Origin of the sequence: Streptomyces sp. NPDC102274, from assembly GCF_044766385.1 — a bacterium.
GTDB lineage: Bacteria > Actinomycetota > Actinomycetes > Streptomycetales > Streptomycetaceae > Streptomyces.
This window is the reverse complement of sequence record NZ_JBIWLW010000047.1, coordinates 12,706-32,962: the sequence shown is the minus strand read 5'-3', so window position 1 is coordinate 32,962 and position 20,257 is coordinate 12,706. Positions and strand designations below refer to the sequence as shown.

At 70.8% G+C, this 20,257-nt stretch carries 15 protein-coding genes and 2 pseudogenes; 14 read left to right on the top strand and 3 right to left on the bottom strand.

Annotated features, from left to right (window positions below; genetic code table 11):
• Positions 1–4: 4 nt before the first annotated feature.
• From ACIRQP_RS37535 to ACIRQP_RS37470, 14 genes and pseudogenes are all read left to right on the top strand, one after another.
• On the top strand, positions 5–877 hold the full coding sequence (locus ACIRQP_RS37535) for a TauD/TfdA dioxygenase family protein (RefSeq protein WP_403898914.1): 873 nt from the start codon (positions 5–7) through the stop codon (positions 875–877).
• Positions 878–929: 52 nt separating this feature from the next.
• Positions 930–2,066: a hypothetical protein gene (locus ACIRQP_RS37530; protein WP_403898911.1), complete on the top strand. Its 1,137-nt coding sequence runs from the start codon at positions 930–932 to the stop codon at positions 2,064–2,066.
• Positions 2,067–2,602: 536 nt separating this feature from the next.
• Positions 2,603–4,468, top strand: coding sequence for an ABC transporter ATP-binding protein (locus ACIRQP_RS37525; protein WP_403898974.1), 1,866 nt, complete (start codon positions 2,603–2,605; stop codon positions 4,466–4,468).
• 67 nt (positions 4,469–4,535) lie between these two features.
• Complete coding sequence (locus ACIRQP_RS37520; RefSeq protein ID WP_403898908.1) at positions 4,536–6,011, top strand: NUDIX hydrolase; 1,476 nt, start codon at positions 4,536–4,538, stop codon at positions 6,009–6,011.
• 81 nt (positions 6,012–6,092) lie between these two features.
• Complete coding sequence (locus ACIRQP_RS37515) at positions 6,093–6,539, top strand: HIT family protein (RefSeq protein ID WP_403898905.1); 447 nt, start codon at positions 6,093–6,095, stop codon at positions 6,537–6,539.
• Positions 6,536–7,570 carry a phosphotransferase enzyme family protein gene (locus ACIRQP_RS37510; RefSeq protein WP_403898903.1) on the top strand — a complete coding sequence of 345 codons (1,035 nt, stop codon included), beginning with the start codon at positions 6,536–6,538 and terminating at the stop codon, positions 7,568–7,570. Before ACIRQP_RS37515 ends, ACIRQP_RS37510 begins: the two co-directional genes overlap by 4 nt.
• Positions 7,554–8,945: an MFS transporter gene (locus ACIRQP_RS37505; protein ID WP_403898900.1), complete on the top strand. Its 1,392-nt coding sequence runs from the start codon at positions 7,554–7,556 to the stop codon at positions 8,943–8,945. Before ACIRQP_RS37510 ends, ACIRQP_RS37505 begins: the two co-directional genes overlap by 17 nt.
• Positions 8,942–9,754 (top strand): annotated as a pseudogene (locus tag ACIRQP_RS37500) (protein-L-isoaspartate O-methyltransferase); the annotation flags it as partial. The gene ACIRQP_RS37505 and the pseudogene ACIRQP_RS37500, both read left to right, overlap by 4 nt.
• 634 nt (positions 9,755–10,388) lie before the next feature.
• A pseudogene (locus ACIRQP_RS37495) lies at positions 10,389–10,511 on the top strand (GNAT family N-acetyltransferase); the annotation flags it as partial.
• Positions 10,512–10,693: 182 nt separating this feature from the next.
• Complete coding sequence (locus tag ACIRQP_RS37490) at positions 10,694–11,326, top strand: M15 family metallopeptidase (protein ID WP_403898897.1); 633 nt, start codon at positions 10,694–10,696, stop codon at positions 11,324–11,326.
• Positions 11,327–11,364: 38 nt separating this feature from the next.
• Positions 11,365–13,572, top strand: coding sequence for a methyltransferase, FxLD system (gene fxlM / locus ACIRQP_RS37485; protein WP_403898894.1), 2,208 nt, complete (start codon positions 11,365–11,367; stop codon positions 13,570–13,572).
• 140 nt (positions 13,573–13,712) lie between these two features.
• Entirely contained in the window at positions 13,713–14,471 is a 759-nt protein-coding gene (locus tag ACIRQP_RS37480; RefSeq protein WP_403898971.1) for a PIG-L deacetylase family protein, read from the top strand.
• 55 nt (positions 14,472–14,526) lie between these two features.
• Positions 14,527–15,672, top strand: coding sequence for an NUDIX domain-containing protein (locus tag ACIRQP_RS37475; protein WP_403898891.1), 1,146 nt, complete (start codon positions 14,527–14,529; stop codon positions 15,670–15,672).
• Positions 15,673–15,853: 181 nt separating this feature from the next.
• Positions 15,854–16,831 carry an endonuclease/exonuclease/phosphatase family protein gene (locus tag ACIRQP_RS37470; protein WP_403898888.1) on the top strand — a complete coding sequence of 326 codons (978 nt, stop codon included), beginning with the start codon at positions 15,854–15,856 and terminating at the stop codon, positions 16,829–16,831.
• 116 nt (positions 16,832–16,947) lie between these two features.
• Here the strand turns inward: ACIRQP_RS37470 and ACIRQP_RS37465 are convergent, their stop codons facing one another.
• Genes ACIRQP_RS37465 through ACIRQP_RS37455 form a run of 3 tightly spaced genes read right to left on the bottom strand, consistent with a single transcriptional unit; the run spans position 16,948 to position 20,076 of the window.
• Positions 16,948–18,672, bottom strand: a complete 1,725-nt coding sequence (locus ACIRQP_RS37465) for a hypothetical protein (protein ID WP_403898885.1) — start codon at positions 18,670–18,672, stop codon at positions 16,948–16,950.
• The gene (locus tag ACIRQP_RS37460) at positions 18,669–18,986 is read right to left on the bottom strand and encodes a helix-turn-helix domain-containing protein (RefSeq protein ID WP_403898883.1); all 318 of its coding nucleotides are present in this window, start codon (positions 18,984–18,986) and stop codon (positions 18,669–18,671) included. The genes ACIRQP_RS37465 and ACIRQP_RS37460 overlap by 4 nt, the downstream gene beginning before the upstream one ends.
• A 4-nt stretch (positions 18,987–18,990) precedes the next feature.
• Entirely contained in the window at positions 18,991–20,076 is a 1,086-nt protein-coding gene (locus ACIRQP_RS37455) for a tyrosine-type recombinase/integrase (protein ID WP_403898880.1), read from the bottom strand.
• Positions 20,077–20,257 lie beyond the last annotated feature (181 nt).

Below are 20,257 nucleotides of genomic sequence, written 5' to 3'. Positions count from 1 at the left end.
CGCGATGTCCTTGTCGCTGCGCCCGCTCGACGACAACGGCTTCGGCGCAGTCGTCGACTGCAACCTCGCGACCGACGCCGAAGACCTCGCGCCTCAGCTGGCGCGAGCCCTGCACCAGCACCGGCTGCTGGTCGTGCCCCGGCAGCACCTGACCCACGCCGATCTCCTGACGGTCGCCTCCTGCTTCGGAACGGTGGACACGAGCGTTGACCGCCGGTACGCCGTCGGCGGCTTTCCCGGGCTGACCGTCATCAGCAACATCGTCGAGGGCGGCGAGCACATCGGCATCTACGACGGGGACGACGAGGAGGAGTGGCACACCGACAACAGCTTCAAGCCGGAGCTGACCGCCGCGACGCTGCTGTATTCGGTCATCACCCCCGAGCTGGGTGGTGAGACGCGCTTCGCCGACGCGACCCGCGCCTACGCCGACCTCCGCCCGGCGGTACGGCAGCGGATCGAGGGGATGCGCGCTGTGCACTCCATCCAGCAGCTCGGCGCGTTGCAGAGTCAGGCCAGCGGCGGGCAGTCGTCAGCCGCCGCCGGGAGCCTCGCCGGTCATGCGGAGGTCGAGCACCCGCTCGTCCTGACCCATCCGGTCACCGGAGCCCGCTCGCTGCTCCTCGGCTCCATGGTGATCCGCTGCGTCACCGGACTCTCCGACGAGGCCAGCCGCGCCCTGATCGACGAACTGCTGGAGCACACGACCAGTGCGCCGTACCTCTACAGCCACCGCTGGAGTCAGGGCGATCTCGTCGTGTGGGATAACCTCGCCACCCTCCACACGGCCTCCCCGTGCGACAGCTCCCGCCACTCCCGCCTGCTGTATCGCGCTGCCGTTCGACAGCCCGCAGCTTCGAGTGGCTCCGACGGATGACCGGCGGCGAGAACACGCTGTCTGTGCCTGTCGCCAGCCCTAGTGTTTGCCTATGACCGTGAAGGCCGTGAAGGTGCCCCTGAAGGAAACCGCCCTCAACCGCGAGCGCATCACCCAGATTGGACACCAAGTACACGGCGTATGCCCAGACTTCGACGCCGGCGCCTTCGTACGGGAGGTGATGGCCGACCTGCCCGGGCTGGAGCTGAAAGATCGCATTACTCGCACCAGCGAGGCGCTGCACACCCACCTTCCGGTCACGGGCACCGAAGCTCTCGACGTACTGCTGCGCTCACTGCCGCCGACTCCCGAAGCCGCGGGCGTGACGAACGACTTCGGGTGGCACACGTACTCGCCGCACTCCGACTTCGTCGCCCGCTACCTGTGCACCGGCGAGTACCTGGACCATGCTCTCGATGCCCTGGCGCGCTTCACCCGATACTTCTCGGCAGAGGTCGCCGTGCGGGACTTCCTCAACGGCTTCCCCGACGAGACGATGAAGGCCGTTGATGCCTGGTCCCGCGACGAGGACCACCGGACGCGCCGGCTGGCGAGTGAAGCCACCCGCCCCCTCCTGCCCTGCGCGCCCCGTATCTCCCTGCCCGTCGATGCGGCGCTGCCTGTTCTCGACCGGCTCTACGCCGACTCCAGCACGTACGTCCGTACCTCCGTCGCCAACCACCTCCACGACCTCGCCGCCACGCAGCCCGACGTCGTCCTGGCCACCCTCCAACGGTGGAAGGACACCCATAGCGCCACCGACAAGCACTTCGCCTTCATCGCCCGGACGGCCCTGCGGAGCAGACTCAAGAAGGGCTCGCCGGACGCCTACGCCTTCCTCGGCTACCCGCATGACGCACCGCTCGAGCTGACACCTCTCGTCCTGGAGCGCACCGAGCTGGCCGACGGCGACGTGCTCAGCTTCTCCGCCGCCCTCACAGCCACCGTGGCCGTCCCGGTGGATGTCATGTTCGTCATCTCCTCCATCACGCCCACCGGCAAGCCGCGCGAGAAGGTCTACTTCCTCAACCGCAACACCGTCCAGCCCGGCCGGCCGCTCTCTTTGGCCAAGCCGCACAAGCTGCGTTCGACGGCCACCACGAAGATCACTCCCGGCCCGTACACCGTCGCAATCCAGGTCAACGGCCGGCGCTTTCCCGCCGTGCCCTTCACGGTCGTCGCGGCATGATCCGCGAGCGGCCTTCTACCTGATCTGACCGCTCTCCACCAGGGCCGTGCCTCGTCCTCGCCACGGCAGCCATGCCCCACACCGGAACCCCAGCCACCACGGCAATCCCCCGAAGGAGTGACCCGGCCGCGTCGAACAAGTTTCACTGCCCGTCGCCGCACCCCGCCCGCCCCAACGGCCCGATCAGAACGTGTGTTCACGAAATGAGCCGTTACGGAGCCCGATCCGACGCGTTCTTAGAGCACCAGTGCCACTTCACCGCCCAGATGGAGGAACGTCATGAATCCCGCCCCCGCCCCCCTGCATCAGCCCTCTGGAATCGAACGACGGCCTGCCCTCGTGACGGTGCGCCGTGTTGACGACACCCGCTGCTCAGCACGTCTGGATACGGGGTGGGCGGCATGAGTGAGTCGACCGATGAAACCGCCGAGACTGTCCCGGGGCCGCGCCCCACCCCCCTTCCGCCCGCCCCGCCGGCTGAGTCACCGGAAGCTGCGCCGGCCGCCGGTGCGGAGCAGACCACCCCCGCACCGGAGATGCGGTACGTGGACCTGACCGGCAGCCGTGAAGCGGCCGGCCGCTCCATCCGGATGCGGGACATGGCCCGGCGCCTGCCCCAGCTGGTGCGGCGTTCGCTGGCACTGGCCTGGCGCGTCGACCGGAAGGCCACCACCGGTCTCCTGCTGTGCCAGACGGTCGCCGGCGTGATGCAGGCCCTGGGCCTGATCGCGATCAGCGGAACCCTCACCGCGCTGCTGACCAGCGGCGACGTCTACCACCGGCTCCTCCAGGCATGGCCGTCCGTGGCCCTGCTGGCGGCTGCGACCGGGGTGCGGGCACTGCTGGGGATCACCGTCAGTTGGCTCTCCTCCCGGCTGGGCCCGCTCATGTCGCGCGAGGCCGAGCAGATGCTGCTCACCGGCTGCGCCGAGGTGGAGCTGTCCGCCTACGACGACCCCGACTTCAACCGCGACCGCGAGGCCGCCGACCGCGGGGCCCAGGTCACCGGCGACCTCATCGACGAGGGCCAAGACCTGATCGCCTCGGCGGCCTCCTTCCTCGCCGGGGCCATCGTCCTCGCCGGGGTGAGCTGGGTGCTCCTTCCCCTCCTGGTCGCGGCCAGCCTGCCGCAGGCCCTCGCCCAGGTCAGCGCCGCCCGGGTCCGCTACCTGGCGAACCTCCGCAGCAACGGGGACAACCGCATGCTGTCGGTGCTGCGTTGGCACATCTTCACCCGCGAGGCAGCCGACCAGATCCGCGCCGGCACCATGGCCGACTTCCTGTCAGACCGGTATCGGCAGACGGTCTCCCGGATCAACCGCGAGGACCGGACCGCGGCCGACAAGGGCGCCCGCATGTCGCTGGTCGGTGCACTGTGCGGCGGCCTCGGATCGGCTGTCGTGTGGGCGGCGGTGGTGTGGCTGCTGGCCACCGGCCGCATCAGCGTCGGGCACGCTGGCACGGCCGTCTTCGCTCTGCAGACAGTGGGCCAGTCGGTGCGCGGGCTGGTCGCCGTCGGGGCCCGCGCCGTGCGTACCGGCCTGTACATGGACGACTGGACAAGGTTCCTCGACTTGGCCGGCGGCTACACCATGCGCCGCGGCGAGCACCGGCCTACGCCACCGGACGAGATCAAGATCAAGTCGGTCTCGCACCGCTACGCCGGGAAGGACCAGGACGCGCTGTCCGACGTCTCGCTCACTCTGCGCCGGGGCGAGGTCACCGCACTGGTCGGCTTCAACGGCTCAGGAAAGTCAACACTGTCGAAGCTGGTCAGCGGCCTGTACTTGCCCACGGGCGGACAGGTGCTGTGGGACGGCGTCCCCACCGACGATGCCGACCCGCAGGCGCTGTGGCAGCAGGTGGCCCTGGTACCGCAGGACTACGCGCACTGGCCGCTGACGGTGCGCGAGAACGTGACCCAGGGGCAGCCCACGGCCCGCGGTGACGCGGCGGTGCGTGAAGCGTGCGAGGCCGCCGACGCCGACGAGGTCGTCGACAAGCTCGGCGCCGGCCTGGACACCCTCCTGGCCCGCGAGTGGCTGAACGGGGAGGAACTGAGCGGCGGTCAGTGGCAGCGCATCGCGCTCGCCAGGGCGTTCTTCCGGAAGGCCGGGCTCCTGGTCCTCGATGAGCCGACCGCCAACCTCGATCCTCGCGCTGAATACAGAATCTTCCAGCGGCTGCGGGACCTGGCCCAGGACCGGGTGGTGTTGCTGGTGACACACCGCATCACCAACGTCGCCGTCGCCGACCGGATCGTGGTCCTCGACGAGGGCAGAGTCGTGCAAGAGGGCACCTACAAGGACCTCGCCGAACAAGAGGGTGGCCTGTTCCAGCAGTTGCTGTCCTACCAGGTCACCTCCGAGCCGGACGACGAAAGGCAGGGGACCCGCGCATGAGGGGCCCCGCCACCACGTACTCCGCCGACCCATCCACCAGTCCCTCCATGCTTCCCGAGGTGTTGACGTGCCGGTCACTCGCTCCCACATCCGCGCGACCGCCGAAAGCTATCTGGCTCGGCATCCGCATGAGCGAGAGTCTCTGGCCGGACTGTTGGCCATCGTGGACGGCCCTGACGACCCGTCCGACCGCGCAACTCTCCCCGGCCACGTCACCTGCAGCGCGGTCGTCATCGACCGCAACCGTCACGTACTGCACATCGGCCACAAGGTCACGGGGCTGTTGCTCACCCCCGGCGGTTACGTCGAGGCGGACCGGAGCCTCCTGGCCGCGACCCTGCGGGAAGTGTCCGAGGAAACGGGCATCCGGCCCGGGGACCTGTGTCTGACCCCGCAGTTCCTGGGCGCGCCGGTCGACATCGACGTTCACGGGATCGACGCCAATCCCGCAAAGGGCGAGCCGAGCCATCAGCACTTCGATTTCCGCTTCGCCTTCTACGTCAGCGCCGAGCAGCTGCCGCCGCTCAGGCTTCAGGATGAAGAGGTCTCAGGTGCCCAGTGGCTTGCGTTCACCGACGTCAGGTCCCCGACGCTGCGGGCCAAACTGCTGGACGCCGAGGCCGATGGGCTCGACGGCCGGCCGGAGCCCATCAACGTGTCGGCTCTGGTCCACGACGGCTTCGGTCGGTACCTGCTTCATCTCAGGGATCTCCGTGAGGGCATCTGGGAGCCCGGGGTGTTCGCCCTCCTGGGGGGCGGCCGCGAGCGGGGCGACCGGTGCCTGGAGGGGACCTTGCGGCGGGAGCTTGCCGAGGAGGCCCCCGGCCTTGAACCGGTGGGCCTGACGCCCTACGTGGTGGAGGAAGCGACGAGCGTCGACGGCCTCGCGGTCCCGATCGAGGTCTACACGGCCCGCTGGAGCGGGCACCCCGACACGGCGAACCTGCAAGAAGGCGTCCTCCTGCAATGGTTCACCCCCGACATGCTGGACCGGCTGTCCCTGAGCCCCGGCCTCGGCGACCTGATCCGACGGCACGCCGCCGAGCATCCCCCGGCCACCAACCCACCGGACCGCCTCCGTCCGCAGCGCGAAGAGGCACCGGAAGGGACCGAGCTCCACATCGTCGGCGTCCACCTTCACCTCCAGGACGAACACGGGCGGATCCTCCTCGGACTGCGACACCCCGACTCGGCATTCGCGCCGGACGAGTGGCACTTTTTGGCAGGGCACTGCGAGAGGGAAGCCGCCATCAGCTGCCTGGTACGCGAAGCCCAGGAGGAGGCCGGGCTGATCATCGAGCCCGGTGACGTCGAGCTCGTGCACGTGGTCCACCACGTCGACTCACCGACGGCGCGGGCACGAATCGCGCTCGTCTTCCAGGCCCGGACATGGTCCGGAACCCCGCAACTCCTGGAGCCCGACCGGTGTGTGGCCTGGAGGTGGTTCAGGCCGCAGGACCTTCCGGCACAGGTCGTGCCGTACACCCGCCAGGCAATCGAAGGCATCACCGCGGGCCGTCCGTACACCCAGACGGGCTGGTGAGCACCTGTGACGCTCCCAGCGACACCCAGTACTTCCTGGCCTGAACACTTTCTCGCGCACCGCGCCGGCCACGACTGCCCGATGCGCACCAACGACTGGACGGCCGACGACATCGGGTGGGGACTGCTGCTGCACCGCGGCGAGGTCTCCCAGTCCTACCTCTGGCGCTCCGGCCAAGTCCGGGGCTACTCCATCACCATCGTGACCGCGCGCCACGTCGCCGAGCCCACCCAACTCACCGGCGACGAAGCCGCCGCCTTCTGGCGCGACACCCTCACCCTGGGCCGAGCAGTTGAGGCGCACTACCAGCCCCTGAAGATGAACTACCTCCTGCTCGGCAACGCCATCCCCCACGCCCACCAGCATGTGGTTCCGCGACGCGAGGCGGGTGCGGACCCGGCGCCGGGCGGCCCCTTGCCCTTCGACGTGCTCGACTTCGGGCGCCAGGACGAGGACCAACTGCAAGCGGACGCCCGAGCGCTGCGCCGGCTGCTGAACGGCCCCGGCAGGCCGGAGGCGGGGCGATGAGCGCGCAGTCCGGCGTCATGGTCGTGGCGGGAGTCCTGGCGCTGCACTACCGCATCGTCCCGACCGACGTCTGCGAAGGGCCGTCAGGGACCGCCACGTCCAACTATGTGGCCACGGACGGCGACGGCCGCCGATGGTTCGTGAAGGCCTACCCGGAGCACGCTGGCCTGGGCGCCGAACGGCGCGCCCTGGAGCTGGCCGAATTCGCCGCGCTCGGCGGGGTCCCGGTGCCGGTGATGCGCCGCACCTTGGACGGCAATCTCATCGCCGTGGACGGCGGGTTGGCGGTATCCGTCGCCGCGTTCGCCGAGGGCGCCGAGACAGCGGGAGACGGTCTGTACGGCGCACGGTGGGCCGCCGTCGGCGCGACCGTGGGCCAGCTGCACCGGACTCTGGCGCGGCATCCGGATGGGCCGCCCCGCCGCGCCCCTTCCCACGAGATCTGCGACGTCCAGCGCGGCCGACAGCGCCTGGAATGGCTCCTCGCCCGCTATGCGGCCGAGCCCCCGGGTTCCTCGTTCAGAGCGTGGGCGAGGGACACCGCTCAACAACGGCTGGACGGGCTCCCCGCCGCGGCGGACATGCTCGAAGCACTGCCCTCGACCCTCGTCACGCAGATCGTCCACGGCGACCTGTCCTCCCTCAACCTGATGCTGGAAGGTGAGAAGGTCGCCGCGGTCATCGACTTCCGGCCGCCGGCGCACCGCAGCCCGATGTGGGAGCTGGGGCGCATCGTGCTCGATCCGCGCACCGTCCTGAGCGCCCCGGACTGGCCCGCAGGGCTGGCCACGGCCGTTGCCGCTTACCGGGAGACCAACCCGGCCATACCGGTCGAGGACCTCCTGACGGTGCCACGGGTGGCGGCCGGATACCTGGCCTGCTCGGTGTACCCGCTCTCGGAACCGCTCGACGACCCACCCGCGGTCACCCCTGAACTGGAGGCGTACGGGCGGGCCCGCCACAAGGCCCTGGGTGTGCTGTGCGCCCGCCTGGACGAGGCGGAGGAGGTGCTCCGTGACCAGCTCTGCTGACTCCCCCACTCAACTCCAGACGTCGCTGTGGCAGCACCGAAACTTCCGGACGCTCCTGATCGGGCAGAGCGCCAGCGTGACCGGCAGCTCGATCAGCTCGATGGTGATCCCGGTGATCGCCGTCCTGGAGCTGCACGCCACCACCTCTCAGGTGGCCTGGCTGGCGTTCCTGGGACTGCTGCCACCCGCGGTGCTCGCCCTCCACGCGGGGGCGCTCGCCGACCGCCACTCCAAGCAACGCCAGATGATCACCGGGGACCTGGTCAGTGCGGCCGCGCTGGCCACGGTGCCAGTGGCGGCTGCCTTCGACGCACTGACTCTGTCTCAGCTCATGGCCGTCGCTGTGGTGCAGGGCGCCGCGGGCGTGATGCATGACGCGGCGGCCATCAGCATCCTGCCCAGCCTGGTCGACCGGTCCTTGATCCAGCGGAGCAACAGCCGGGTCGGCGCACTCTTCGCCATCTCCGCGACCGGTGGCAGCAACCTCGGCGCCGCGCTGACCGCCTTGGTCGGACCGGCCCGGGCCCTGCTCGGAGATGTCCTCTCCTACCTCATCAGCGCTTGGTGCACCACACGCATCCGCACGCCCAAAGCAGACCGGCCTCGGGCTGAGGAGCGCCGGCTGTGGGCGGAGATCGGCGACGGCCTGCGGTACGTACGCGGTGATGACCAACTGCGCACCTTGACGCTGGTCAACGCGACGACTTCCTTTGCCCTCGCGCTGCTCAACACGCTGTGGGCGCTGTACTTGCTGCGCACCCTTGCGATGAGCACCACGGCGTTCGGTGTCGTGCTGGGGCTCGGCGCCCTGGGCGCGGCCGCCGGCGCGCTCCTCGCCCCGGGCATTGCGCGACGGATCGGGCCCGGTCCGATGATGCTGGCCGCGCTCGGGATCACGCCGGTGACCCAGATTCCGCTGCTGCTCGCCTCTCCCGGCCTTGGCTGGCAGTTCGTGATCGGTGCGGCGCTGTTCGTGCAGTTGGCGTGCGCCGGGGCGGCGGGCACCACCCAGCGGTCGATCCGTCAGATCATCACCGACTCCCGCATGCAGGCACGGATGCAGGCGGTGAGCACCTGGCTGACATCGGGTGCCCGGCCGGTCGGCGCGCTGCTCGCCGGCGCGTTGGGGACGTGGGCCGGTGTCCGGGCCGCCCTGGTCATCGGTGCCTTTCTGCTCACTGTGCCGCTCCTGGTCCTGGCCCTCTCTCCGCTGCGCGGCCTGCGGCAGATGCCCAGCACCCCGCCCGAGCGGGAGGAACCCGAGCCTGCCGAAGATCTCCCGCGCCCCGGCCCTCCGCCTCAGGTGCCGGCCCCTGGAGCGGCGGCCGCCGCAGATATCCGCCGTGAGAGCTCGTTGGACGGAGGCGCCACATGACGGACCTGAGCACCGGGGACACCACGCGAAGGCCCGCTTCCCCAGCTGCCCACGCTTCAGCGACGCCCACCACTGCAGCCCCCTTGCATACGGAGACGGCAGAAGTCACCGGGTCCGCGGACAGCCGCGGCACCCGGGGTGGTCGCGGTGCTGCTGCGGCCCGGGCGGCGATGGTCGCCCGCCTGGAGGAGGCCGGCGATCTAGCGGCCGGCCCGGTCCGCGACGCCCTCCTCATGCTGCCCCGCGAGGTGCTGATGCCTCAGGCGTACGTACGTCGCAGTGCCCCGGGCGAGGAGCCGCCGTGGTGGGATCTGCTGGACTGGTCGGCGCCGCAGGACCGCCCCGAGCTGCTCGGGCTGCTGTACGGCGGGGCCAGTGTGCTCGTCCAGCACGACGGGGAGCCGTTGCTGGGCCGGGTGCGCGGGACGCGGTCGGGGGCGTCGATCACGTCGATGTCGACGGTGATGGGTCTGACCGCCTCGCTGCTGGAGGAGCTGGATCTGCGTCCGGGTCTGCGGGTGCTGGACGTCGGGACGGGCGCGGGGGTGACCGCCGCGGTGGCCTGCAAGGTCTGCGGCGACCAGGGGGTGGTCTCCCTCGACCGGGACCGGCACCTCACCGACGCGGCCGCGGCCCGGCTGGCCGATCTCGGCTTCCGTCCGGAGGTGGTGTGCGGCTCAGGGGAACAGGGCGTTCCGGGGCGGGAGTTCGACCGGATCTTCGTGTCGTACACGGTGGAGCGAGTGCCCACAGCCCTCGTCGAACAGCTCGCTCCCGAGGGCAAACTGCTGGCGCACGTGACCAGCGCGTCCCCGTCGTGGCCCGGCCTCGCCGTCGTCGAGCGCACCGCCGACGGGCAGATCACGGCAGAGCTGCGGGCCGTGGAGTTCGCCCACCGGGCGGGACACGGCGTGGCGCGGATCTGGCTCACGCAGGAGTTCCGGCAGCGCATGGCCACCGAGCCGGGCACATGGACCCAGCGGAGCAAGCTGGCGCCGCCCGCGGACAGCGACCGCGGCTTCTGGCTGGCGGCCGACCATCTCCTCGGCGGGGGTCTGGTACGGGACTTCGGGTCTGAGCACCTGGTGATCGGCGCGCCCGGCTGCGGGTCCTGGATGCGCGCGGAGCCGGTGGGCCACCGGCGCTGGAGCGTCACCGTCAACGGGCCGCAGGACATCTGGAAAGAGACCAGGACCTCGCCGACCGGTGGCGGGCCGCACGCTCCCCAGACCGCTACCGCCTCCTTTTCGACGCGGACGGTAGGCAGTGGGCCGCCTCCGAGTGCGGACGCCTGTCCTGGCACCTACCCGCCCCCCACCCGCTCGATGAGGGAGCCACTTCGTGACCTACCCCGACGGGCCCTTTCCGGGCCTCCCACCGGAGCAGGAGGTGGGCGAGCGGCCCTGGGACGCGGTGGTGCGCGAGTGCCGGGAAGAGACCGGCATGACCGCCGTGGGCCCGCCCCGGCTGCTGGCCACCGTGTACGGGCAGCCCCGGGAGAGGCGTCCGTACAGCACGCTGCAGCTCGTCTTCGATGGCGGGCGCCTCACCGATGCACAGATCCGGGGCCTCACCCTCAACGCCCGCGAGCACGACGAGGCCCGCGTTCTGCCCCTGGCCGAGTGGGAGGCGTTGATGCCTGCCCGTGATTTCGTGCGGCTGCGCGCCGTGGAGGAGGCCCGCCGCACCGGCGTGGCCGCATACGTCGACACCTGGGGGAACGCGTGACCGCCAGCAGCATTGTCTTGATGTCCGACCGGAGGGTGGCCGCGATCCCCGTCCAGGAGTGCGGCGAGGTCCTCGTCGACGCCCGCGAGCACGGCCTGAAGGTCGACGACCGCAAACGGGACGCGGCGGGCGCCTGGGCCCACGTTCGGCAAGGCGTTCTTGCCCGGCTGCTGCACGCCCAGTCGCTGCTTCCCACCGGTGTGTTGCTGCTGTTCATCGAGGGCTTCCGGCCGCCGGCCCTGCAGCGTCGGTACTTCGAGGAGTACTCCGACGAGCTCGCACGCGCCCACCCGGACTGGCAGGCGGCCGAGCTCCGGGCGGCCGCCAGCCGCTTCGTGTCGCCTCCGGAGATCGCGCCGCACTCCGCCGGCGCAGCCGTCGACGTGACGCTGATCGACCACCGGGGCCGCGAGCTGGACATGGGAACGCGCGTCAACGCCTCACCGGAGGAGTCCGACGGCGCCTGCTACACCGACGCCCCCGGCCTCAGCGGCCGGGCCCGCACGAACCGGGCCACCCTGGGCCGTGCCCTTACCGCCGCAGGCATGTCCCCCTACCGAACCGAGTGGTGGCACTGGTCGTTCGGCGACCGGTACTGGGCACTGCAGACCCAGCGGCCGGCCGCCCTCTACGGACCCGTCGAACTGCCCTGACACCGACCAACCTGCCTTTCACCAACGAGGAGCGATCTGTGGGACTCACCCGGACTGACTGGTCCGAGCGCTACACCGAGGGGCGAGGTTTCCGGCGGCTCGGGGACGAGGAGAAGGGCCTGCTCGTCGAGCACGCGCCGGCGCCCGAGGGCGGCCGCGCGCTCGACGTTGGGTGCGGGACGGGCGAGATGTCCGTGTACCTTGCCTCGCTCGGGTACACCGTCGACGGAGTGGACTTCGCCGAGGGCGCCCTGGAGCAGGCCCGCACGGACCACCCCGACGCGGAGGTGCGGTGGCTGTGCCTGGACATCGAACGCGACGACCCCGCCCCGCTGGGCAACGACCTTTATGACCTGGTGGTGTTCCGCCTCTCGGTGGCCTTCTTGAACGACCGCACCCGTGTCCTGCACGCGCTCGGGCGCCGACTGCGCGAGGGCGGCACCATGCTGGTCATCACCCCGCTGGCCGCGCACACCCCGGCCGAGAAGCGGCGCATCGCACTGGACGAGGATGAGATCACCGCCCTCACCTGCGGCTGGACGAGCGTGCAGCGCATCGCCGCCGGCGACCTGGCGGCGCTGGTCCTGCGCGGTCCGTGTGCGGACACGGTCGCCGTGGAGCGGTCCGTGCCGGCCACCGGCTACGCCGTTGCCGGGGCGCTGGCTGTCGTGACCGACGAGCACGGGCGTGTCCTGCTCGGCTGGTCCAAACGCGGCATGTGGGAGGCTCCGGGCGGGAAGATCGACGGTGCGGAACCGCTGGACGGGGCCGGGGTGCGCGAGCTCGCCGAGGAGACCGGCCTGCACGCCACCGGCGCCAGCGTGGTGTCCATCCTCACCGACGCCGCCCAGGGAGTCCCGCGGGTGACCGCCGTGATCCGGATCGCCGGCTTCACCGGCGCCCTCACCACCGCGGAGCCGGACAAGTTCACCCGCTGGGAATGGCACGACCCCCACGGTCTCGGATGTCTCGGCCCGGTGTTCACCCCGGCCGCGAACGCACTGGATGCCGTCTGGCCCGGTGTCATCCCCGGCCTGCCGCCGGTCAACGCCTACCCGACCGCCGCCGAACCCCCGCCGGTACCCGGGGAACCGGCCGAAGCCGTCCGGCTGCGCCACCGCATGGCAGATGCCGTCATCGCCGGCGGCTGGACGTCCTCCGCCGTGGTCCAGGAGGCGCTGCGCATGGTGCCCCGGCACCGGTTCGCACCGGAGACGGACCTCAAGACCGTTTACGACGACGACCTGGCCGTCGTCACCCGCCGGGACGAGCACGGCCGGGCGACCAGCTCGGTCAGCGCGGCCTGGCTCCAGGCCGACATGGCCGAGCAACTCCAGCTGACGCCCGGGGCGGCCGTGCTCGAGGTCGGATCCGGCGGGTACAACGCGGAGCTGCTCGCCCACGTCGTCGGACCGGCCGGACGGGTCGTCACGGTGGACGTCGACCCGTACGTGGTGCACCGCACGCAGCGGCTGTGCGCGGAGGCCGGCAGCGGCCAGGTCACCGCCGTCCTGGGCGACGGTGGTCTCGGCGCACCGGGCCACGTTCCCGCCCAGGGGTTCGACGGGGTGGTGATCACACACAACGCGGCTGACGTGGCCCCGGCCTGGCGCGAGCAACTCCGTGAGGGCGCACGGTTGGTGGTGCCGCTGGAGATGGGCGGCTACACCCGCTCCCTCACCCTGGTCCGGCGCGGCGACGTGCTGCACTGCGAGCACTGGACGTACTGCGGGTTCGTGCGGGACCGCGGCGCCGCCGCCCGCACGGCCCCCGTCCTCCCCCTGGCCGACGGCGAGGTCACCGTGCGGTGGGAAGACGGTGAGCCCGGTGACACCGCGGGGCTTGAGGAGGCGCTGCGCGGGCCCCGGCGCGAGCTCACCACCGGCCTTGTGGTCCGGGGCACCTTCAATTTCGAGACCTTGCAGGTCTACGCCGCGACGACGCTGCCGGGGTTCTGCCGCCTGACCGCCCGGGAAGGTTCCGCGCTGGTGGCGCAGCAGGACGCAGCGGCGATGCTTTCGGACGGCTCCCTCGCCTACCTGACCTACCGCAAGGTCAAGGACGCCCCGGATCCGGCCGACCGTCTCACCGAGTTCTTCATCCACGCCTACGGCCCAGCAGCCGAAGAGGTGGCGGAGCTTCGCGGAGTGTGTGCGCGTCTGGGACCGCGAGGTGCGCGAGAGCGGCTATCCGCCGATGACCGTCCACCCGGCGGCAACGATCGACGACCAGCTGCCGCCCGGTGACGTGCTCGACAAGCCCAGCGCACGACTTGTCTTCCAGTGGCCGGGCCGGACCCCCGCCGGCGCACTGAGCCTTTCGGCCGCAGGGGGACAGCGTGCCTGACTCCGACGAGCTGATCCCCGAGCCGGCGGCGTCCTCCACGATGCCGTCCCTGCTCGGCGTGTTCGCGCACCCCGACGACGAGAGCCTCCTCGCCGGCGGTGTCCTCGCCCAGCACGCCGCCGCGCACGCGCGCACCGCCGTCGTCACCATGACGTGGGCGCCCGACAGCCCGCGGGCTCCCGAACTCGCCGACGCCTTGCGGGCGCTGGGCGTGGGTCCGCCCCGCATGCTGGGATACGGCGATGCCCGCAACCCGCAGGCGGCTCCCGGCCGTCCCCGGCTCGTCGACGCACCGCTCGACGAGGTGGTCGCCGCCTTGGTCCAGCAGATCCGCTCGTTCCGCCCCGACATCGTGGTCACGCACGACGCCCTGGGCCAGCTGACCGGTCACCCGGACCATCGCCGCACCCACCAGGCCGCTCTCCTCGCCGCTCAGGACGCGGGCCTTCCGCACCTTCACCCTGAAGCAGGGGAGCCCTGGCAACCGCGTGCCGTGTACTGCGCCACGCACCCCGAGTCCGGTGCCGGCGAACTCGGGCCGCTTCTGGAGGCCGTCGGCAAAGCCGTGCTCGCGGTGCCGGACGCGTACGCCACCACCACCGTCGACGTCACCCCCTGGCTGGAGCAGAAGTGGGCCGCGATCCTCGCGCACCGCGGGGAGGTCGCCCGCGAACGGCCACTGCCCGGCATCCTCGCCCGCCTGCCCGAGGAGACCCGGCGCGACATCATCGCGACCGAGTACTTCACCCGGCTCGCGACCGGACCCGCCCCGGATGGCCCCCACCGGCTCACCGCCTGACGGCGGCCAACCACCCCCTCCCGGGCCCGACCGGCCCCTTCTGACTCGGAGAGCCATGACGACCACATCCGTTCCCGGCGAGCTGCCCGGCACCGCCATGACCGACGAGGCGTACGGCGCTCTGCGTGCCTCGGCCGCCCTGTGGGTCGGCACGTCTGTGCTGATCACCAACCCCTTCGGCCAGGTCCTGGTCCAGCACGTCGACTATCGCGACACCTGTCTCCTGGCCGGCGGCGCCGTCGACAAGAACGAGTCCCCCGCTCGCGCAGCAGCCCGTGAACTGGTCGAGGAGCTCGGAGTCACCGCCACCGTCGACCGGTGCCTGGCCGTCGACTGGGTCTCTGCCGACAGCATTGGCGCGCCCACCGCCATGCGGTTTCCCGGCGAAATTCTGCACGTCTTCGACGGCGGCACCTGGGACGACGACCAGATCGGAGATATCCGTCTGCCGCCGAGCGAGATCACCGGGATCGAGTTCGTCGAGCCCGCACGGCTGCCCGACCTGCTCTCCCCGACCGACGCCCGACGCGCCCTGTCCGCGCTGCGAGCCCGGATCAACGCGGCCGGCACGGTACTCCTGGAAAACGGTCTCCCAATCGCCCCCACTGTCCTTGACCGCCTTGCCGTTCTGCAGACCGCCCGCCCCACTTACCGCTACCCCTGGCACCACGGACCGGCCCTGCACGATCTCACCGTCACCCAGGCGTGGGGGTGGCTGTTCGCGTCAGACGGGCGCGTCCTCGTCCTCCTCGAACCCGACACCGGAGCCGCCATCCTGCCCGGCGGCACACCCGAGGAGCAGGACCAGGGCGACTCCGTAGCAACCCTGCGTCGCGAAGCCGACGAGGAGGCAGCCGCCCGGATCGGGAGCCCGCTGATCCTGGGACACGTCACCGATCCCGCAGGTCGGCGCGGATACCTGCGCTACGCCGCGGCACTCACCGGCGTCGGTCCCGCACGGCCGGATCCGGCCACCGGCCACACCTACACCCGCGTCCTAGTCACCCCCGAACAGGCCACGGAACTCTTCGACTGGGGACCGGCGGCCGCCGACCAGCTCGCCGCCGTCCACCAGGCCCGCCAGAAGCTCGGTCTTCCCCGGGCGGCCCGCCAGCCTGTCACCGAACTCGATTCGGCAGAACCGTGGGTGGCCATCACCCACGCCCCCGATCCGCGCGCCCCACAGCCAGCTTCATCGTGATGTGCTCCCGGACCAATCGGCCCACCGTAAGCGCCTGTTGACCAGCGCTTGGCCACAGCACTGTGAGAACTCCCGGTCCGGGACACGGCTGGCCCCACGCCGCCACACCGACTAACCACCCTGGCCGGGCGCATCCGGCGCCTGGCTCATGGAACACCAGCCCACGACAAGGAGGGGAACCGTGCGGACGATACGTCTTGCCAACCTCAACGCGTACAAGCTCACTCCCGCCACCCGAGGCACCAGCTCTTGGAACGCCCGGGCGACCGCCATCCAGGAGATCGCGCCGGACATCCTGGCCCTACAGGAAGTCGTCGTCGACGAGAACACCACCAGCCGCGATTCCTGGGAGGACGAAGCGGCCGCGATCATCCAGGACCTGGCCGAGCAATGCGGCCTGACCGCCACCGTGGGGGCGAGCGACGGCCACCCGCACGGTACCGCCATGGCCGCGAACTGGCACCGGCCGTGGTGGACAGCTCTGATGTGGAACACCGACACCGTGAATCTGATCGAGCGCTCCTACCGCCCCTTCGGCGCGCCGGACTACTGGCACGGCTGCACCACGGCCCGCTTCGACGTCGGCGCCAGGGAGCCGATCCTCGTGGCCAGCTATCACGGAGACCCCTTCCGCCCCGACTTCCGGTACAACGAGGCGCTCCGGCTGAAGGGCACCTTTCGTACGACAGGTGGCGTCAAGCCCGGATTCTGTGTCGGCGACTTCAACTCGATCTCGGCCGCCGACGTCGATGACGGCGAGGGTGGTCGCCGGCACTACGACGCCGAGCCCTATGTCGATATGCGCCATGACGACCTCGAGTTCCAGGTGCAGGCCGGCACGATCGGTACGACGCAGTTGGCGGACCGGCGGCAGACCGAGGCGCTGCTGCGCAAGGGGTACATGGTCGATGCCGCCGCTCATCTCGGTGCTCCGTGGGAGCCGACGGTCGGGCACTGGGAGGATGGCCGCGGTGATCCCGACCCGTGGGGGCCGAGGCGCATCGACCTGATCCTTGCCAGCCGCTCCGTCGCGCCCGCGCTGACCGGCTACCAGGCTCACCGCAGTGCCGCCGCCGAGGAGGCTTCCGACCACCTGCCGGTCTACGTGGACTTCGTCCCCTCCAAGATAGTCCGAGAGTTCGCGAATTCTGAAGGGTGAACTGGCGTGGACTCACGGAACGTTGGCCCTGGGGCCCAAGGGTGAGGGCGGGAGTTCTGGAACCGGCTGGCTTACCGTACGCCGCGCGTACGGTGGCCGGCTGGCGCGACCGTGGCTCACGAACCCTCCGTCGCCAGGCCCGGTGGGTCAAGAGCGACGCGGTAGCGTTCGGCGCCGGCGATGCTCAGGCCGAACAGGTCGCACAGGCGGCGGACGTCGCCGGTCGCGACCAGCTCGTCGAGGATGCGGTCCTCGCGCAGAGCCTGGGCCGAGAGGCCGAGGATCTTGGTTGCCCAGACGTTGCTGGTTGGGCCGGTGTGGTTGGCCGTCTGCGCGTTGATGAACAGGTGCGCGTTGGCTGTCGTGGGCCACTTTCGGACGCGCAGATCGAGGTAGGCGGTAAGGCGGGCGCGTACCGGCGCGGCGAGAAGGATGGTGCGGTCCCCGCGGCGCAGCCGTCCGTCCTGGACGTCGGTGAGCAGCAGGTGCCGGAGGTCGGTGACCGTCAGGGCGTGGAAGGCGACCAGGGCGCCGAGTGCGGCGCGAACCGGGTTGCGGTCGTTCAAGGTGTCGGCGATGGCATCGCGGTCGACCGGCTGCGGGATGCCCGTGTTTCGCTCCTGGGAGATCCGGGCGGCGGGGTTCTGGAAGATCATCTGGTGTCGCTTGAGGGTGCGAAACAGGCTCCGGACGGCGGTGATCCCGTCGTGACGCTGCCACCCAGCGTCCGGAAGGACATCGAGCACCTCGTTGCGGGTGATCGAGCGGAGCGAGGCGTGGTTCGCAGACCAGGCACGGAGCATCGGCAGGACGCAGCGCACGTAGTGCCGAACGGCTGTGTGCCCGATGGGTCGGGAGCGGGGCGGCTTCCGGCTGCCGTGGTGGATCGCGGTGAACCAGACGTGTACCTCCGCCGCCATGTCCGCCGGCAATGCGGCGGTCTCGGCGTGGAACCACATCTCCAGGGTGTTGGGACGGTCGTCCTCCAGGAAGTCGGCCTCGGCCAGGATCGCGAGGGCGTGACGGGCGGGGAGGTTCACCTCGCGCAGTTGGACGACGGCGGTGGCCTTGATGGGGGCGCCCGGGGTGTCCTGGGTGCCCAGGAGAATGCGCAGGGAGCGTCGGACTGCCCAATCCAACTGGGTGTTCCAGCCCAGGCGTTGCCGGTACTCGACGGCACGCTGGTCGAGGGCTGCGGCCAGCACGGCGTCCGTGGGCTCGGGGAAGCCGCGGCGCTGCCCGGCCTTCAGGTCGCGGCGGACCTCGAACAGCAGCAGTTGCCGGTGGGTGACGGGCTCCACGGGGCGAGGCGATGCCGAGCGGGCGCGGAGTGCGGCGCGATGCTGCTGACGGGTCTCGATCGGCACGGACAGGCCGACCCGGCGGTCCATGTCGCCGAAGTACAGCTGCTGCCCCTTCCGGTTGCCGTCCTCAAGATCCATCCGGGCCTTGGTGCCGCGCTCGCGCTCGGCGAGCGCGGCTTGGCGACGGCACAGGCGGCAGGCGCAGTCCCACAGGGCCGCGGTGTGCCGGCAGATGCGGCACGCTCCGCGGTCGGGGTGCCGCTTGCGGAACATGCGGCAGGCGAGGCAGATACCGCGCGAGTGCTGATAGACGCCCCACGCCAGGCAGTCCGGGCAGGAGCTGGCGATCGTGGGGCGGCCGGGATGGCACCAGAAGCACAGTCCGGCGCTGTAGTAGTTCTCCGTCGTTCCGCAGCGTCGGCATGGCGGCGGGGCGTACGGGCCGCCGGGGCGGCAGTCGAAGCAGTAGCGCGACCGGTTGGTCGCAACCGGCTTGGCCCGACAAGTCGCACACGGGCGCGGTGTCGTGACCTTCATACGGGCGGTGCGGTGCGGTTGCGTCCGAGCCTGGGCACGACGGACGGCCCGTTGGCCGCCTGCTGCTCGGGCTCGGCCGGGCGAAGGGCGGCGACCTTCTCCGGCTCCCGGATCAGCAGGTCAGTCGGCTCGCACTCCAGCACCGCGCAGATCACGTCCAGGTCGTCCAGCCGGATCGTGGTCGGGGTGCCGGTCCACAGCCCCGACATCTTCCCGGCGCTGATCTCCAGCCCGGCCTCCGCCAAGCGGCGGCGCATCTCGGCGGACTTCCAGATCCCGCGCTCCGCGGCCTTCATCCGCAGGTTCCACTGCACAAGTTCACCTTCCTTCGGTCAACAGCCGGGCAGCAACACGGTCGTTGGCGCTCGCCCACGCCCGTTCAACGTGCGCGTCGTGGACGTGGATGTACCGGGTCGTGGTGGACAGCCATTCGTGTCCGAGGACCTCTTGGATCGCCTTGAGGTCCATGCCGCGCATGTAGAGGGAGGAGGCGCAGAAGTGCCGCAGCCCGTGCGGCGTGAGCCGGCCCTCCCAGGCCGGCAGCCACAGGCCGACCGCCTTCGCGAGCCCGTTGCGCAGTGCGTCGTCCCCGATCCGGGCGCACATCCCGGTGTGCGGATCGCGGCGCTCGCTGGGCAGGAAGGGGGCATCGGGGTTCGTCCAGTCGTCGTCGAATTGGTGGCGGACGTCAGTCAGCCACCAATTCACCAGGGAATCGACGGAGTTGATGGCGGAGACCATTCGCGGCTTCGGCCCCCGCCGGCGACTGCCCTTGCCGTGGCGTACGTGGAGTTTGCCGTACTCACCGAGGTCGGGGCGCCAGTACCGCAGGTCGAGCATCCGCGACTCGTTGATCCGCAGGCCGACCCTGCGCCAGAGCGAGGCCGCCATGTAGTCCCGGGCCGCAGTCAGGTACTTCCGCGCGGCCGGCAGCGACTGGCCCCACTGGGTGAACAGCCCGTCGACTTCCAGCTCTGTCGGCGGAACCCGCCCGGCGGCGAAGTCGGGCTTCGCCGGCCGGTTGTAGTCGTCGATCGGCTGCTGGACGGCGACGCCCAGCAGCGCCAGAACGTCGCCCTGGTACCGCTCGATGAGGAAGTCGTAGAACTGCGCGATCCGGTTGGCCTTGGTGTACACCGTGCCCTTGGCCAGACCCATTTCCTTGCGCTGCCGCGCGAGGAAGCGGTCCGCGTCCTCCGGCCCGGCCGTCCAGACCGGCCGCCCTAGGAAGCGGGCGAACTCGAACATCACCGTGCGGTCCGAGTTCAAGGTCGAGTCGGCGACGCCCGCGCCGAGGCAGGCGAGCAGGTACTGGTCGAGGATCTCCTGCTCGAAGTCCTCGATCTCCTGGGGCGTCTGCAGCTGACGCGGAACGCCGAGTGACCGCACCACCGCCAGGCTCATCAACACCTCCAGATCAGGAGATCCGACCGTGCATCGAGATTCTCAGCAGACCGTCAGGATTCCCGACGGAACGTCATCCTTTGCGCTCGATGGAGTGAACCCGTCCCGGCCTGCACCTGGGCCCGGCCTCGGGCTGTGCTACACCGCGCAACTGCCCGCGATCCACGAACTGCACCTCGGC